This window comes from Pedobacter puniceum (genome assembly GCF_009674685.1).
Lineage (GTDB): Bacteria > Bacteroidota > Bacteroidia > Sphingobacteriales > Sphingobacteriaceae > Pseudopedobacter > Pseudopedobacter puniceum.
In genome coordinates, this window is the sequence record NZ_WKJI01000002.1 from 444,404 (window position 1) to 461,027 (window position 16,624).

The 16,624-nt window shown below is 35.5% G+C and carries 13 protein-coding genes; 6 read left to right on the forward strand and 7 right to left on the reverse strand.

The annotated features are described in order from the left end of the window. The first annotated feature begins 29 nt into the window (after positions 1 to 29). The 4 genes from GJJ64_RS08575 (at position 30) to GJJ64_RS08590 (ending at position 4,046) form a co-directional block, all read left to right on the forward strand. Positions 30 to 680 carry a 4'-phosphopantetheinyl transferase family protein gene (locus tag GJJ64_RS08575; protein WP_154287392.1) on the forward strand — a complete coding sequence of 217 codons (651 nt, stop codon included), beginning with the start codon at positions 30 to 32 and terminating at the stop codon, positions 678 to 680. Further along, the gene (lipB, locus tag GJJ64_RS08580) at positions 670 to 1,374 is read left to right on the forward strand and encodes a lipoyl(octanoyl) transferase LipB (protein ID WP_154287393.1); all 705 of its coding nucleotides are present in this window, start codon (positions 670 to 672) and stop codon (positions 1,372 to 1,374) included. Before GJJ64_RS08575 ends, lipB begins: the two co-directional genes overlap by 11 nt. Before the next feature lie 171 nt (positions 1,375 to 1,545). After that, the gene (locus GJJ64_RS08585) at positions 1,546 to 2,568 is read left to right on the forward strand and encodes an NAD(P)-dependent oxidoreductase (RefSeq protein WP_154287394.1); all 1,023 of its coding nucleotides are present in this window, start codon (positions 1,546 to 1,548) and stop codon (positions 2,566 to 2,568) included. After that, entirely contained in the window at positions 2,553 to 4,046 is a 1,494-nt protein-coding gene (locus GJJ64_RS08590) for a gluconokinase (protein WP_154287395.1), read from the forward strand. Before GJJ64_RS08585 ends, GJJ64_RS08590 begins: the two co-directional genes overlap by 16 nt. Positions 4,047 to 5,801: 1,755 nt before the next feature. On the opposite strand, the gene groL is transcribed toward GJJ64_RS08590, so the two are convergent. The 7 genes from groL to miaB form a co-directional block, all read right to left on the reverse strand. Then, positions 5,802 to 7,439, reverse strand: a complete 1,638-nt coding sequence (gene groL, locus GJJ64_RS08595) for a chaperonin GroEL (RefSeq protein ID WP_154287396.1) — start codon at positions 7,437 to 7,439, stop codon at positions 5,802 to 5,804. Between the two features lie 165 nt (positions 7,440 to 7,604). Beyond that, on the reverse strand, positions 7,605 to 7,880 hold the full coding sequence (locus tag GJJ64_RS08600) for a co-chaperone GroES (protein WP_149075559.1): 276 nt from the start codon (positions 7,878 to 7,880) through the stop codon (positions 7,605 to 7,607). Between the two features lie 231 nt (positions 7,881 to 8,111). Further along, on the reverse strand, positions 8,112 to 8,450 hold the full coding sequence (secG, locus tag GJJ64_RS08605) for a preprotein translocase subunit SecG (RefSeq protein WP_154287397.1): 339 nt from the start codon (positions 8,448 to 8,450) through the stop codon (positions 8,112 to 8,114). Between the two features lie 7 nt (positions 8,451 to 8,457). Then, a complete protein-coding gene (locus tag GJJ64_RS08610) occupies positions 8,458 to 9,858 on the reverse strand; it encodes a hypothetical protein (protein ID WP_154287398.1) in 1,401 nt (466 codons plus the stop codon). Between the two features lie 37 nt (positions 9,859 to 9,895). Continuing rightward, positions 9,896 to 10,408: an LptE family protein gene (locus tag GJJ64_RS08615; protein WP_154287399.1), complete on the reverse strand. Its 513-nt coding sequence runs from the start codon at positions 10,406 to 10,408 to the stop codon at positions 9,896 to 9,898. Between the two features lie 4 nt (positions 10,409 to 10,412). After that, positions 10,413 to 11,642, reverse strand: a complete 1,230-nt coding sequence (locus GJJ64_RS08620; protein ID WP_154287400.1) for a sigma-54 interaction domain-containing protein — start codon at positions 11,640 to 11,642, stop codon at positions 10,413 to 10,415. Between the two features lie 132 nt (positions 11,643 to 11,774). Continuing rightward, a complete protein-coding gene (gene miaB / locus GJJ64_RS08625; RefSeq protein WP_154287401.1) occupies positions 11,775 to 13,193 on the reverse strand; it encodes a tRNA (N6-isopentenyl adenosine(37)-C2)-methylthiotransferase MiaB in 1,419 nt (472 codons plus the stop codon). A 140-nt stretch (positions 13,194 to 13,333) separates the two neighbouring features. On the opposite strand from miaB, the gene GJJ64_RS08630 reads away from it, so the two are divergent. Both GJJ64_RS08630 and GJJ64_RS08635 read left to right on the forward strand, forming a co-directional pair. Continuing rightward, positions 13,334 to 15,130: a hypothetical protein gene (locus GJJ64_RS08630; RefSeq protein ID WP_154287402.1), complete on the forward strand. Its 1,797-nt coding sequence runs from the start codon at positions 13,334 to 13,336 to the stop codon at positions 15,128 to 15,130. A gap of 1 nt (position 15,131) precedes the next feature. After that, positions 15,132 to 16,436 (forward strand): serine hydrolase domain-containing protein, encoded by a 1,305-nt coding sequence (locus GJJ64_RS08635; protein WP_154287403.1) that lies wholly within the window; start codon positions 15,132 to 15,134, stop codon positions 16,434 to 16,436. The last annotated feature ends 188 nt before the right edge of the window (positions 16,437 to 16,624 follow it).

The following is a 16,624-nucleotide window of genomic DNA, read 5'->3' on the forward strand; positions in this document are numbered from 1 at the left end:
AATTTTGTACCGTATTAGAAATTAAATAGATGCCTCTCACTTTTTTGGAAGAAATACATCCAAATACTTATATAGGACTTTGGAAAATAGAAGAAGAACCTGCGGTTTTAGAAAAACAGTTGCAACTAAAAGATCATGAAAAAGAGGTTTTAAAAGGCTTAAATACCCAAAAAAGAAATCTCCATTGGTTGGCTACCAGAGTATTATTAAGAAAAATGCTGAATACCAAGGATTATATAGATTGCCAACCCGATGAAAACGGCAAACCTGTTTTATTAAATATGCCACATCATATCTCTTTAAGTCATTCTTATGATTATGCCGCAGTTATGATTAGTAAAGACAAAAGAGTAGGTATTGACATTGAAATCATCAAAGATAAAATCACCAGAGTAAAGCAAAAATTCATGAGCCCACAAGAGCTTAGCTTTATGGATGAACAACACGCTATAGAACATTTATATGTTTGCTGGTGTGCTAAAGAGGCGCTTTACAAACTTAATGGTAAAAAGGAAACATCTTTTAAAGATGATATTCATTTAGATAAATTCCCATATCAAACAAAAGGTGTTTTAAAAGGTAGTATTTACAAACCGCCTTTTGCTAAAAGCTATCAAATAGCATATCGCAAGTTTGAAGATTATATGTTAGGTTACGTTTACGAAGAAGATGAAGAATAAAAAAGTATTTTTTGAAGATTGGGGCCTGATGCCTTACGAGCAAGCTTGGGACAAGCAAGAAGCCATTTTTGCAGAAACTGTAGCCATAAAAACGGCCAATAGAAATCATCCGGAAACGGCCCAACAAACACCCAATTATCTCATTTTTGTAGAACATCCGCATGTTTATACCTTAGGAAAAAGCGGTAAGCCAGAAAATCTGTTACTTGATGAACAGGCGCTTAAAGAAAAAGAAGCTACCTACCATAAAATAAACAGGGGTGGAGACATTACTTACCACGGGCCAGGCCAAATTGTGGGTTACCCTATTCTAGATTTAGATAACTTTTTTACCGATATACATCTTTACTTACGCACTTTAGAAGAAGCTGTTATCTTAACATTAGCTGATTATGGCATTAAAGCAGGCAGATATGAAGGCTATACAGGCGTTTGGCTAGATGCAGATAATGAAAAAGCCCGTAAAATTTGTGCTATGGGCGTAAGATGCAGCCGCTGGGTAACCATGCATGGCTTTGCTTTTAATGTGAATGCCAACCTAGATTATTTTAAGAATATAGTTCCTTGCGGGATAGATGATAAAGATGTTACCTCTATGCAAAGAGAGTTAGGTAAAGCCTTAGATATAGATGAAGTTAAGCACAAGCTAAAACATCACATTTCAAATTTATTTGAAATGGATTTCCATATTTAACCATTTACTTTGATGATACACTAAGCCCTTCTTTATTTTCAAAATAATTTCTTCTTTTTTTTACTTTAAAATAGCTAACTAACGCTTAAACAATTATTTATTTTCTTTCGATATACGTGTTTTAATACATATTTTAGTGGCGAAAAATTCATACAACCAACACATTTAAAAATGAGACGACCACTAATTTCAATTCTTAATTCAAGTACTTTTGGCAAACACTTTGCAGATCACATGAGCACCTTAGAAGCTTTTGCTGATATTAAACATATTACTGTTCCTGCAGATATTGATGGCGATGCACTTGCAGAACATTTAAAAGATTCTGACGGTATTATTGCCAGTGTTACTCCTAAAATCCCTAGAACAACTTTAGAAAAGTGTAAAAATCTAGTTCTTTTGGTGCGCCACGGTATAGGCTGTGATAATGTTGACTTAGAAGCTGCAACTGAATTAGGAATTATGGTATCCAGAGTTGAAGGTATTATAGAGAAAGAGGCAGTAGCAGAATATGCTATTTCTTTATTAATGGCGGGTTCTAGAAAACTAGTTTCTGGTTCAAGAGCTGTTATCAACAGCGCTTGGAGTACCAGAGCCGGTATGATAGGCATGGAGATTAAAGGAAAAACCATTGGTATTATTGGTTTAGGAAATATAGGCTCTCGTAGTTCAGAAATATTAGCTAAAGGTTTTGGGGCAAATGTAGTAGCTTCAGATCCATACATCGCTAAAGAAAGATTTGCCCAATTTGGAGCCAAAGAAGTTTCTTTAGAAGAGTTAATCAAAACTTCTCATGCTATTTTATTCCACTGCCCACTTACCGATGAAACTAAAAGAATGTTAGGTAAAGCACAATTTGATAGCATGCAAAAAGATGTTGTATTGGTAAATACTTGCCGCGGAGAATTAGTTGATGAAGATGCCTTATACGAAGCTTTACAAACAGGAAAACTTGGATGCTATGCTACAGACGTAGTAGAAGGCGAGCCAATAGATGGCAACCATAGATTAACAAAACTAGAAAATACCATTATTACCCCGCATTTAGGCGGTTATAGCTGGGAGTCTTTACACGGTATGGGCCAAACCTGCGTTGATGACTCTGTTGCCGTTTTCCAGAATAATGGAGTTGCAGGCGAACTAGCCAATCCTGAAGTATTAAAAACAAAAAGAAGAGTATGGGCCTCTCAATAGCTATTGATTTAGGTACAACAAATCTTAAAGTAGGGCTGGTAAATGAAGGCGGAGAAATCATCAGTATACGCTCTGTTGCACTACCTATACAAAGTAAAATTCAAGGGCATGCAGAACATCACCCAGAAGATTTAAAGAAAATCATCTTAGGTTTATGTAAAGAGTTGCTTGTTGGAGATTATAAAGACCAGATTCGTTATGTTGTTAGCTCAACCTATCAATTTGGATTGATGTTATTAGATAAGCATTATGAGCCTTTAACAGGGCTCACCTTGCTTTCTGATATTCGGTCGCAAAAAACTTTCGATGCTTTCTTAGATAGCTATAAAGATTTTGATATTTATGACCGTACAGGATGCCCTTTGATAAGTCCTTACGTTCTGGCCAGATTATTTTATTTCTCCACACAAGAAAAGGCGCTATTTGATGAAGCAGCTTATTTTGCTGATAGTAAATCTTTTATTTTTAAATGGCTTACTGGAGAGTTTTCTACCGATTTAAGTACAGCAGCAGCAAGTCAAGCCTATAATATCCATCAAGGTAATTGGGATGAGGCTTTACTTTCTCATATTGGTTTATCGGGAAAACAATTCCCAGAAATTAAAGATGGCACCTCTTATCTTTCTCCTTTACAGGAAGATATCAGGACAGAATTAGGGCTAACACAAGGCGTTAAGGTTCTACTAGGCGTTTATGATGGCGCAGCCTTGGTAATTGGTTCCGGCGGATTACAAGAAGGTATCGGCATCATGAATGTAGGTACATCTGCCATGTTACGTGTAGCAAGTAATACCGCTGCATTTGATAAGAACGACAATAAAAGAATACAACCCTACGCACTTACCAAAAACATATTTTTAAATGGCGGAGCCTTAAACAACGCCGCCCTTCCTATTAATTGGTTAAGAAATAGCCTTTTTGATGTTGATGTTCAAGATACAGATTTGCTGAACTTAGGTACAAGCTCACCTTTATTTTGCTTACCATATTTAACAAGTGAAAGAGACTCTAAAGTTGGGCCTTTTGCATCAGGTGTGTTTTTTGGTTTACGCCCTTATCATACAAAGGTTGATATGGCTCGTTCTGTATTAGAAGGCGTAGCTTATTCTATGCGTTATATTTTTGATGCTTTAACAGAAAATCAACTCCATATTAAAGAATTACGTATGGGTGGCGGTGGCACTAATATCAAACCATGGGTTCAAATATTTGCTAATATCCTCAACTTACCTATTCATATCCCTTCCGGTGATGAACTAGGTATTGTGGGTAGCGCTATGCTTGCTTTCGCATCAGAAGATAAAGAGAAAAACATCAATACCATTGGTTCACATAGTCTTATCAATAATATGACTATCTATCCAGATGCTACAGCTGTAGCAGTCCATAACAAGCGCTATCAATTCTTTAAAAATTTGCGAGAAAGTTTAGGGCCTTTATATAAAGAACATGCTAGCTTAGCTCATCATACTGCCTAAGCAATAAAATAGATTTTAACTTAAATATAGCTTTTGAAAACACCTCAAAACCCATAATTTTTGAGGTGTTTTCTTGACTACCCAACCGAATGTCTTAACATCCTTTTGTTTCGCATAGGTAGAAATTTAACATAGGTAGATGTAAATTCCGATAAGATATTTACAAAGCCGATGCCAGTCTCATTTATGATTCTCCCTTCCAAGAAATTGGCAAATTATATATCCATCATTAAAAAATTAACCTGATAAAAAAGGTATGAAATCATAAGTAATTCTTTAAAAATTGGCTGTATGCTATATACTCCATTAAGGTATATGCTATAAAGTACATATTTGAAAAGCTTGTTTAAACAGTTTTTTGCTAGTTTAAAAAGATAATGAACTAAGTGAAGCTTTTGAAAATGGTAATTACGCTCAACGCTTTCCAAACTTGGCCGGATAGCGGCCTTCATGAATACCTAAGAAAAAACCATAAACAAAAAATGAATAAATCCTGCCTACCGGCAGGCAGGCAAGGCTGATGAATATTTTTCGTTTCGTATAAATAAATCTTTATCCACAATCCTGAGTGGTGTGAAGGGTTTTGCTTGATGAAAGTTTATACAAAAGATTTATTTAACTACAATCCAAATCTTCATAGACCATCCTTCGTTCTTCGGAAAAGTTTTGTCTAAATGTTTAAAGGCAGTCCCTTAATAATTGCCTTTCAGGTTCTTTTTACTTTATGCTATATACTTTGTACTTTCTACTTCTAGATAGGAACAATCATTCATAAAAAACAGACTAAACCGAAGAATATGAGCAATCCCCGAGAGCCGGAAAGACGAAAAAACAGTAGCAGAAATTAAAAAATCTTGCACTTCCAAGCCTATAGCGTATGCGGTTTTGCGTTCGAGTTTATAAAAACATTCATAAACCACAACCGAGCAAAAATAAGCGCTCATTGTTTTTGAGCGTGGGTAAGGTATGTGCGGCAAAGGCTCCTGTGGGATTGTTCAGGACTTTTGGTTCCTTTTGGTCCCGCAAAAGGAACGAGCCTCGCCGGCGATAGAGGCGGAGAATCATTAAAAACATTGAATTGATTGGCAATTACACTCAAGGCTTTCCGGCCTCATAGGCGGCCAGCCCTATTCACTTTTTTCTTGATAAAAAAGTGAACAAAAAATCAAGGCTGATGAATATTTGTCGTTTCGTCTAAATAAATCTTTAGCCACAATCCTGAGTGGTGTGAATGGTTTGGCTTGATGATAGCTTCTACATCACCCGTCGGATTGTTTCCCGATACTGCTTCATGAAAGTTATTACAAAAGATTTATTTGCCTACACTTCCAAATCTTCATAGGCCGTCTTTCGTTCTTCGGTAAGTTTGGTTTAATATTATTGTAAGCTTCTAAATATCGCTTTTTAGGGTCTTTATACTATATACTCTGTACTTTCTACTCAAAATCCCTCCCTCTTTGATTCTCCCTCCAGAGGGAGACACTAACGGCATACTTACCAGGTGTATCAAATAAATGCTCATTCCAAAAGACAAATCCTCTACCATTTGCAAAGTATCCCCCTCTCGGGGGTGTGTAGGGGGAGGCTCTTTATATTCTATACTTTCTACTTCTAGGTATTCCGATTTTAGGGTCTTTTTACTTTGTACTTTCTACTCTATACTCTCTTTACAACCCTATAAAAAAAGAAATCCCTGCTCAAAAATTTGAACAGGGATTTTTTTATATAATGAAGGCAAACGCCTGATGTTTTTGATTACATCATACCACCCATACCACCACCCATAGGAGGCATAGCAGGAGCAGCAGAACCTTCTTCAGCTTCATCAGCTAAAACACACTCTGTTGTTAACAACATAGAGGCAATAGAAGCAGCATTTTCTAATGCAACACGAGAAACTTTAGTAGGGTCTATTACACCAGCTCCAATTAAGTTTTCGTAAACATCAGTACGAGCGTTATAACCGTAATCTGCTTTACCTTGTTTAACATTATGTACTACAATAGAACCTTCAATTCCTGCGTTAGCACAAATTTGACGTAAAGGCTCTTCAATAGCTCTTTTAATGATTTTGATACCAGTAGTTTCATCTTCATTAGCACCTTTTAAGCCTTCTAATGACTCAACCGCTCTAATGAAAGCAACACCACCACCTGCAACAATACCTTCTTCTACAGCTGCTCTTGTAGCATGTAAAGCATCGTCAACACGGTCTTTTTTCTCTTTCATTTCTACTTCTGTAGCAGCACCAACATAAAGAACTGCAACACCACCAGCCAATTTAGCTAAGCGCTCTTGTAATTTTTCTTTATCGTAGTCTGATGTAGTAGTTTCTATCTGAGCTTTGATTTGGTTAACACGAGCTTTGATATCATCACCGTTACCAACACCATTAATAATAGTAGTATTGTCTTTATCTACAGTAATTTTCTCTGCCTGACCTAGGTAAGAAAGATCTGCGTTTTCTAACTTATAGCCTCTTTCTTCAGAAATTACAGTACCGCCAGTTAAGATTGCGATATCTTCTAACATCGCTTTTCTTCTATCACCAAAACCTGGAGCTTTAACAGCAGCAACTTTTAATGAACCACGGATTTTATTTACCACTAAAGTAGCTAATGCTTCTCCGTCTAAATCCTCAGCAATGATTAAAAGAGGTTTACCAGTTTGTACTTGTTTTTCTAAAACAGGTAACAACTCTTTCATGTTACTGATTTTTTTATCGTAGATTAAGATATAAGGATTATCTAATTCTACTTCCATTTTATCAGCATTGGTTACAAAGTAAGGAGATAAGTAACCTCTATCAAACTGCATACCTTCTACAGTTTTAACTTCAGTTTCTGTACCTTTTGCTTCTTCAACAGTGATAACACCATCTTTACCTACTTTAGCCATAGCTTCAGCAATTAAAGAACCAATCACATCATCATTATTAGCTGAGATAGAAGCTACTTGCTTAATTTTATTATTGTCTTCACCTACAGTTTGAGACTGAGATTTTAAGTTTTCTACAACAGTAGCAACTGCTTTGTCTATACCGCGTTTTAAATCCATCGGGTTTGCACCAGCAGCTACGTTTTTAATACCTGCAGTTACAATAGCTTGCGCTAAAACAGTAGCAGTAGTAGTACCATCACCTGCAATATCAGCAGTTTTTGAAGCTACTTCTTTAACCATTTGAGCACCCATGTTTTCTAAAGCATCTTTTAACTCGATTTCTTTAGCTACAGTAACACCATCTTTAGTGATAGCAGGAGAACCAAATTTCTTATCGATAATTACGTTTCTTCCTTTAGGACCTAAAGTTACTTTAACTGCATTAGCTAAAATATCTACACCGCGTTTTAAAGCATCACGGGCTTCTACATTGTATTTAACTTGTTTTGCCATATTATTTTTAGTATTGAATATTGAGTAGCAAGTATTTAGACTGACTTGCGTACTGAATACTTTTGAAACTGATTAATTTATTTTTCAAATTTTTAGATTCGAGCATAGCAGATATTAATTTATACTGCTGCTATCATCTTGATACTATAGTCTAAATACTTGATACTAAAGAACAGCGTAAATATCAGACTCACGCATGATTAAATACTCTTTACCTTCGTAAGTGATTTCAGTACCAGAATATTTACCATATAAAACCTGATCACCAACTTTTACAGTCATTGGCTCATCAACTTTACCGTTTCCAACGGCTACAACAGTTCCACTTTGAGGTTTTTCTTTAGCAGTGTCAGGAATGTAAATACCTGATGCGGTTTTTTCTTCTGCAGGAGCAGCTTCTACCACTACTCTGTCTGCGATAGGTTTAATATTCAATGCCATAGTTCTATTTTATGATTTTAATTTTTTTGTTTGTTCTATACTACTCATAGAGTATGCCAAAGGCAATAATTGCCATTTTTTCATTTTAAACCTGTTTATAAGCTTATTTTTAATAATTTTTAAATGTCAGCTTGTCAGCAGTACTAAATTTTTTCTCATCACCATCCAAAATCAAGACAATAAAAAAGCCACCCTTAAGAAAGAGTGGCTTCACCTAAAATTCTTATCATATTATTTAGCCGTATCTGCTGGCTTACCTTGTGGTAATGATGGTAATGCAGATGGTGCAGCTGTTTTATCAATTTGTTCTTGGATTTTAGAATCTTTACCAGAACCTCCTGTTGTAGCAGTTGGAGAGCTTATATTAATCAATAAAGCAATTACCATTAAAGCAATAGCTAAACCCCAGCTTCCTTTTTCTAAGAAATCTCCGGTACGTTGTACGCCCATAATATTGTTTGATGAAGAAAATCCCGAAGATAAACCTCCACCTTTAGGGTTTTGTACTAAAATAATTAAAACCAGCAGTACACAAATAATAATTGCTAGTATGATTAAAAACGTTGTCATATATATCTTAATTAACTTTTAATTCTAAGTATTTAATTTGGCTCGCAAAGTAAGTGCTTTTTTCCGGATATTTCAAACTTAATTTCTTGTAAACCTCTAAAGCCTTATGATATAGCATTTGTTCTACATAAACTTTAGCTAAGGTTTCTGAAACTAATTCATGACTATCTTCTGAACTTCTTTTTGCTTTATTCTCTGTATCTATTTTATTTGCCGGTGGAGGCTTTATCTGTGGTTCTTCCTTAATAAAACGCTCAATAATCTGATATTCTTTTCTTCTAAAATCAAACGGAACAGTTTGAGTTTGCTGATGACTAAGATCATCAACGGTACGCAAATGGAAAATATTCTCTGCTATTTGATGACTTAATACATCTTCTTTTACAGCTATTTGTTTGCTGGTATCTAGTTTAAAACTAGCATAAGGCTGTATATTCTCATACTCTTTTCGGGTTTTTGCTAACCACCATAAAAAGGTATAAGGCAAACGCTCATCATCGTATTTAGATATATAATTCTTTTGCTGAGTAATTTGTACGGCCTCCTTTTGCTTGTTTTCAGTGCTAAGTTCTGGCTCTTCTATATCCTGCTGTATATTTTCTATATAAGGCTCTGCTGCAGATATATTTTCTACAATAGGCTTTTCTTCTTCTGTTATATCATTTTCCTGAGCTGATGCTGCATCCACCGCTACTTCATCAGTACTTATGATGCTTTCAAAAGGTGTTGTACTTTGGTCTAGGGTTTCTATTTCTACAAAGGCAGGTGCTATTACTTCTTCTATTTCCTTTGTTTCTTCTTCATTTTCAGATGTATTTGCTTGTTCAAAAGCAGGTTGTTCATCCTCTATAGTTTCAGAATTACTTCCCGTTTCTTCTATTACATATTCTGATGGTGTTGAAGTATCAAAATTCAAATCATTTTCATCTTTTACTTCTTCAGCAGCAGGCGCTATATGCTCAACTACTAAATCCGTAATTTCTTCATAAACCTCATCATCGTGATTAAAGCTATCAGTAGCTGACTCTGTTGCAGTTTCAGCAGGAATTTCAACAGAAGAAGGAAGTGTTACATCTTCTTCTATGATAGAAACCAATGCTGCTGGCTGCATTTCTTCTTCTTGATTAGCAACAACCGTATAATCTTTATTGAGTTTATCAGGATGATGAATGGCATGATATAATACCGTTCTATCTGGTAACATTACCGCTGCCTGAGCTAACTTTTGATTAAAATCAGGCGTGGTTTGTGCCGCTTTAGCAGCTAGCAGGTATAAGGTTTGGCAATAAGGATATTTGTTGATTAAGATTTCTAAATCTGCAAGCTTACCTTCATCAAGCTGATTTAAATCAAACAGATAATCAGAAAATTTTAATTCTTTAATATGCTTATATTCTAATTGCTCCAAAATTTCTTTCTATTATAACCTGTGAATTTAAAAAACCTTACCAATTAGCAAAAGCCCTATTGTAAATATCTTCTGTTAGTTGTGCATTAATATCTTTGATTAAAGCCTGCTCTTGACTAGCAAATGCACTTCCTTGCGTAGAAAAATCTCTAAAACGGGTAAAAGATTGTTCGAAACTTTTATCTGGCTCTATGGTATTGGTATATTTTACCTGTACGGTGATGGTTAATCTGTTTAACCCTGCTGATACTTGCTGGTCGCCCTGTATCGCCACAGGCTGTATGTTATAATCTGTAATTCGACCCTGAAAATCAGCATCACCATTGGTTCTTAAAAAACTTAAAGATGTTTGTGTTCTGATACGATCTTTTAAAGCCTCGGTAAAACTCTGACTAAGAATTGGAACCACCAATGGGGCATTATTCTCAAATAGTGATACAGATACAGTTTTCATGCCGGCAGATATAGAACCTCCTGTAAAGGAATAAATACCGCAAGCATTTAACAGCATCAGCATAGCGAATAATAAGATGTAACCTCTTTTTCTCATGTCTTTAGTTGAGATTTAATTCTTTAATTTTTCTGTACAAGGTACGTTCAGAGATACCTAGCTCTTCTGCCGCTGATTTACGTTTGCCCTTATGCTTTTTTAGCGCTTTCTTAATCATATCAGCTTCTTTATCTATCAAAGATAAAGATTCTTCTATTTCCTCTGCATCTTGGGTGATATGAAAATCATCCTGACGGGTAACAACTGGCTGTTGTATGGTTAACTGAGGCTCTACATGCTGCACATCTAAATCCTGATATAAAGAATTTATAATTTGTGGATGTGTAGCGGCATAATTAGAAACGTTATCGCCACTCTGAATAATATCGGCTACTAATTTTTTAAGTTCTACCATGTCTTTTTTCATATCAAAAAGAACTTTGTAGAGGATATCACGCTCAGAGAAATCTTCTTTTTTACCATTATCTAAACGCATAGGTAAAGAAGATTGCTGGTCTTGCGGAATATAAGAAAGCAAAGTTTGGGCGGTAATATGTCGGTTTTTTTCTAAAACCGCAATTTGCTCTGCAATGTTTTTAAGCTGCCTTACGTTACCTGGCCAATTGAAATTGGTTAAAACTTGTACTGCACCTTCATCTAAAGTAACATTTGGCGAACGGTATTTATCAGAAAAATCGGCAACGAATTTTCTAAACAACAAATGAATATCTTCTCTTCTATCTCTTAAAGGTGGTATTTTAAGAGGTACTGTATTTAAACGATAATATAAATCTTCCCTAAATTTACCTGCCTTTACAGCTTCATACATTTCTACGTTGGTGGCTGCAACAACCCTAACATCGGTTTTTTGTACTTTAGAAGAACCCACGCGGATATACTCGCCAGACTCTAACACACGCAGCAACCTAGCTTGGGTACCTAAAGGTAACTCGCCAACTTCATCTAAAAATATGGTACCGCCATTAACCACTTCAAAATAGCCCTTTCTGGCTTCATGAGCACCTGTAAAAGAGCCTTTTTCATGACCAAAAAGTTCAGAATCTATGGTTCCCTCTGGTATAGCACCACAGTTTACGGCAATAAATGGCCCATGTTTACGAGCACTTAGTTGATGTATAATGTGCGAAAAAACTTCTTTACCAGAACCGCTTTCGCCGGTAATTAATACCGTGATATCTGTTGGCGCAACTTGTCTGGCTATATCAATAGCTCGGTGTAACAGAGGCGAAGACCCTATTATACCAAACCGTTGTTTAATTTCTTGTATATCCATTTTTTTAAAGTAAAAAGTACAAAGTAGAAAGTACAGAGTATTTGCTTACTACCTTATTTTAAGATTTGAGTATAGAGATTGAGATATGAGTTCTTGTATAACTTCTCATGTCTAATATCTCAGATCTAAAATCTATTCAACCACTTTACCAATTAATGTTGCTGTTGTTGTTTTTTCTACTAAAACGTTCACATAATCTCCTGGTTTATAAGCATCCCCAACAGGGAAAATAACCATGAAGTTTTGATCGCTACGGCCACAGTAATCATTTTTAGATTTTTTAGAAAAACCTTCTATCAAAACTTTCTCTACCTTACCTATTCTTTGTTGCGCTCTGTAATGACTGTGTATTTGCTGTTTAGCGATAACCTCTTCTAGCCTTCTTTGCTTAACATCTTCAGGGATATCATCTTTAAATTTTTTAGCTGCTGGTGTACCTGGTCTTTCAGAATAAGAGAACATATAAGCAAACTCGTATTTCACAAAATCCATCATGCTTAAAGTATCTTGATGTTCTTCTTCTGTTTCTGAGCAAAAACCTGTAATAATATCTGTAGAAATTGCGCATTCGGGAATAATACGTCTGATAGCCTCTACCCTTTCCATATACCACTGGCGGTCGTACGTACGGTTCATAATTTCCAGCACCCTAGAGTTACCAGATTGTACTGGCAGGTGAATGTAATTACAAATATTCTCGTATTTAGCTATGGTATGTAAAACCTCATCTGTAATATCTTTTGGATGCGATGTAGAGAATCTCACTCTTAAATCCGGACTTACCAAAGCCACCATTTCTAGCAATTGCGCAAAGTTTACCTTCTCTGTACCATCTTCTGAAGCCCACTTATAAGAATCAACATTTTGTCCTAATAAAGTAACCTCGCGATAGCCGGCAGCAAATAAATCTTGAGCTTCTTTTACTACAGAATGTGCATCTCTGCTACGCTCTCTACCTCTTGTAAAAGGTACCACACAGAAAGAACACATATTATCGCAACCTCTCATGATAGAGATAAAAGCAGAAATTCCGTTAGAGTTTAACCTCACCGGATTGATATCCGCATAAGTTTCTTCTCTGCTTAATAATACGTTTACGGCTTTATTACCATCATCAACTTTGTTGATTAGATTAGGTAAATCGCGGTAAGCATCTGGGCCAACCACCACATCAACCAGTTTTTCTTCTTCTAAGAATTTTGCTTTCAAACGCTCTGCCATACAGCCTAAAACGCCCACAATCATCCCTGGGTTTTTAGCTTTAGAAGCGCTAAATTGTTTCAGTCTGTTTCTTACTCTTACCTCGGCATTTTCACGAATAGAACAGGTATTGATAAATACAATATCTGCTTCTGTAAAATCTGCCGTGGTTACAAAACCATCATCAGCAAGAATAGAAGCCACAATTTCGCTATCAGAAAAGTTCATAGCGCAACCATAGCTCTCTATATATAATTTACGGCCGTTGTTATTTTTTGTTGCTTCTAACATTAGAGCCTCGCCCTGCCTAGCTTCATCATGCTCTTTAGAAGGTATATTCAATTCTAACATCTAAATATTTTTAGGATTACAAAATTAGGATTTTTTTAGTAAAATGACAGTTTGTCAGCCTTTAAATTTATTATCCCTAAGATGAATAATATTTCTGGCTATATAATTGGATACCTTTATAATGATTATATTTATGCAACATGGAGAATGGGCCAAAACCTCAAAAATTTCTGATTTTAAAGTGGCTACTAGGTATCTTTTTAGGAGTTATATTTTTATTAGGTATTGGCGCCTACTACCTTAACAAGCAGTGGAAACCTTTGTTAACCAATATTTTGCAAAAAACTGTTACTGATGTTTCTGATAGTTTGTACAAGGTAAAATTTAGTGATATCCGTATCAATGTATTAACTGGAAGCGCTTATTTAGACAGCATTCATATTTATCCGGATACGGCTATTTATAGTAAATTAATTGCCCAGAAAAAAGCTCCAGAGAATCTTTTTGAGCTTAAAATCAGTAATCTGGGCTTAAAAAATGTTCATCCATCTAAAATATATTTTGATAGGAAACTGGATATTGATGCCATAACCATTACTAGGCCCGAATTAAATATCATATACACTCGACTAAAAAATCCTAAAAAAAGGCTTGAGGATAATAGAACCACTTACCAGAAGATAAAACACCTATTAAAATCAGCAAGGGTAGGCTCTATTTTTTTTAACAATGTAAAGTTTAAATACATTGATAGGTCTTTGTCTTTACACAAACCAGATATCACTAATCTAGACAATCTCAACATCAGACTGAATGATATTTTGATAGATTCTGCTGCACAATACGATAGTACCAGAATTTTTACAACCAAAGATATTATTGCCGAACTGAAAGATTATAGCTATCCAACGGCCGACTCTCTATACTATCTGAAACTAGATAAAATGCAGTTTTCTACCTTGAAAAAGGAGTTTTTAGTTACCAAATTTAGGCTAGTACCACGCTATAACGAAATGGATTTTTCTAATTTATTTGTGAAACAGCATGAGCGTTATAAAATTAGTTTTGATACCATTAGTCTTAAAAACATCAACTATCCTTCACTTATTGATGAAAGATTAATATCGGCACAAAAGGTACTGCTTAAAAACGGCGATGTTTCTGTTTTCTTAAACCGTGGGAAAGCACCTAAGGGGATTGACAAGGGTAAAAACTTCCCTCATTTAGCTTTGCAAAGGGTAAATTGGGCTATCCATACAGATACCATCGAGCTAAACAATACTAAAATTGCTTATACCGAGTATAATCCTAAAACAGGAGCTAAAGGAACCATCGCTTTTCATCAATTAAGAGGTTATTTACTTAATGTAACCAATACCTATACTTTTCTTGCTAAAAACCATTTTGCAGATGCCCATTTGCAAACCCAATTATTAGGTCGTGGTGATTTAAATATCCATATCAAATTTGATTTGACAGATAAATTAGGTGCTTTTAGCTATAATGGCTCTTTAGGAAAAATGCCTATAGAAACCATAAACCCCATTACCAGACCTTTAGCCATGGTAATGATTAGGTCTGGAACGATTAATAGTTTAGATTTTTCTGCAAAAGGAAATGTACGTGGCGCTAGCGGTTTTGTTAAAATCAATTATCATGATTTAAGCGTTACCCTCATGAAAAAAGATGAAGATAACAACCTTAAAAAAATGGGTTTGATTTCTTTGGTGGCCAATGCTTTATTGCTGAAACAAAGTAATCCGTCTAAAAATGAGGCGTTAAGAGTTTCTTATCCAACTTATAGGCGGCCAGCCGATGGCTCTTTCTTTAATTTGATGTGGAAAGTTATCTTTATGGGGCTAAAAGAGAGTGTGGGCATTAGTAAAGAGCAAGAAGAAAAAATTGCAGCAAAAGCTTCTAAACTAAAAGAAGCTAAAATACGTAGAGAGAAGAGAAAAGCAGAAAGACAAAAAAGAAGAAGAGATAAACAAAACTAATATGTTTAGAAATATTAAATACTTCAGTTTTATAGCGGCATTACTGTTAACAAGTGCCTGCTCAGAACAGATTACCGATAAACTTGTAGCGGCTCAAAATCTTAAAAAATTACAGATTGAGGAAACTAATCTTGACAGGATTGATAGCCTACTAGGCTCGGCCCTTATTAATAACTGGACAGCTGGTGCAACTGCTTTGGTAGCAAAAAATGGGCAGGTTATTTACGATAAAGGCTTTGGTTTTAGAGACCGCGAAGCTAAAGCTTTAATGCGCCCAACAGATATTTTCAGAATTGCTTCTATGAGCAAACCTATTATATCTGTAGCTACTATGATTTTGGTTGAACAAGGAAAACTGAAACTAGACGACCCTGTTTCTAAATACATCCCCGAGTTTAAAAACCCTCAAGTTTTAGCCAATTTTAACACTGCCGATACTACCTATACTACCGTACCTGCAAATAAAGAAATTACCATTAAGCATTTACTCACCCATACATCGGGTATTGGTTATGGTTTTGCAGATTCTACCTTAAAAAAAATCTATGATAAACATGATATCCCAGATTTAGCCACGGTAAAAAATATCACCATAGAACAAAGCATGAAAAAGCTAGGTACTTTGCCTTTAGGCGTACAGCCAGATGCTAAGTTTTATTATGGTTTAAGTACCGATGTTTTAGGATATGTGATAGAAGTTGCCTCTGGTAAAAAGCTAGATTTCTTCTTGAAAGAAAATATTTTTAGCCCGATTGGGATGAACAGCACTTACTTTTTCTTGCCTCCGGAAAGTACTTACCGTTTAGCAGCTATGTACAGCGAAACTAAAGAAGGCAGATTGATTAAGACTTACCCTATTAGCGGTAAATTTAACATCAATTACCCTATTAGAGGAGCTAAAACTTACCTTTCGGGAGGTTCTGGCTTATGCTCTACCGTAGAAGATTATGCCTTGTTTTTACAAATGATTTTAAACAAAGGCACTTATGGTGGTAAAAGAATTTTAAAAGCCGAAACCGTTGAAATGATGTCGCAAAACCAAATTGGCGACCTACAAGTAGGTAAAAATAAGTTTGGTTTAGGTTTCGAGATTGCAACCGAACAAGGCTTGGCAAACGGCGCTAAAGTGGGTAAATTAAGCTGGAGCGGGGCTTTTAATACGATGTTTTGGATAGACCCACAAAGAAATGCTATCGCTATTTTAATGACTCAGGTTTACCCCGCAATCCATAAAAGAGAATTTTATAACAAGTTTGAAACTTTGGTTAATGATGCGTTAGATAGAGGCTTGAAGGAGAAGAAGTGAGGGGTAGGGAGAATTGTTTACTCCCTTATTTAATCAACAAAACCGAATTTTTTTACGTAGTTTAAATTAAGTCTAACAAGAAACTGGTTTCTTTCTGTTAATTGTTTTTTACCTTCTAATAATTCAACTAGAAATTGATATTTATAAATATCAAGCTTCTGGTTCAGCAGAAGTAGACTATATTGAAG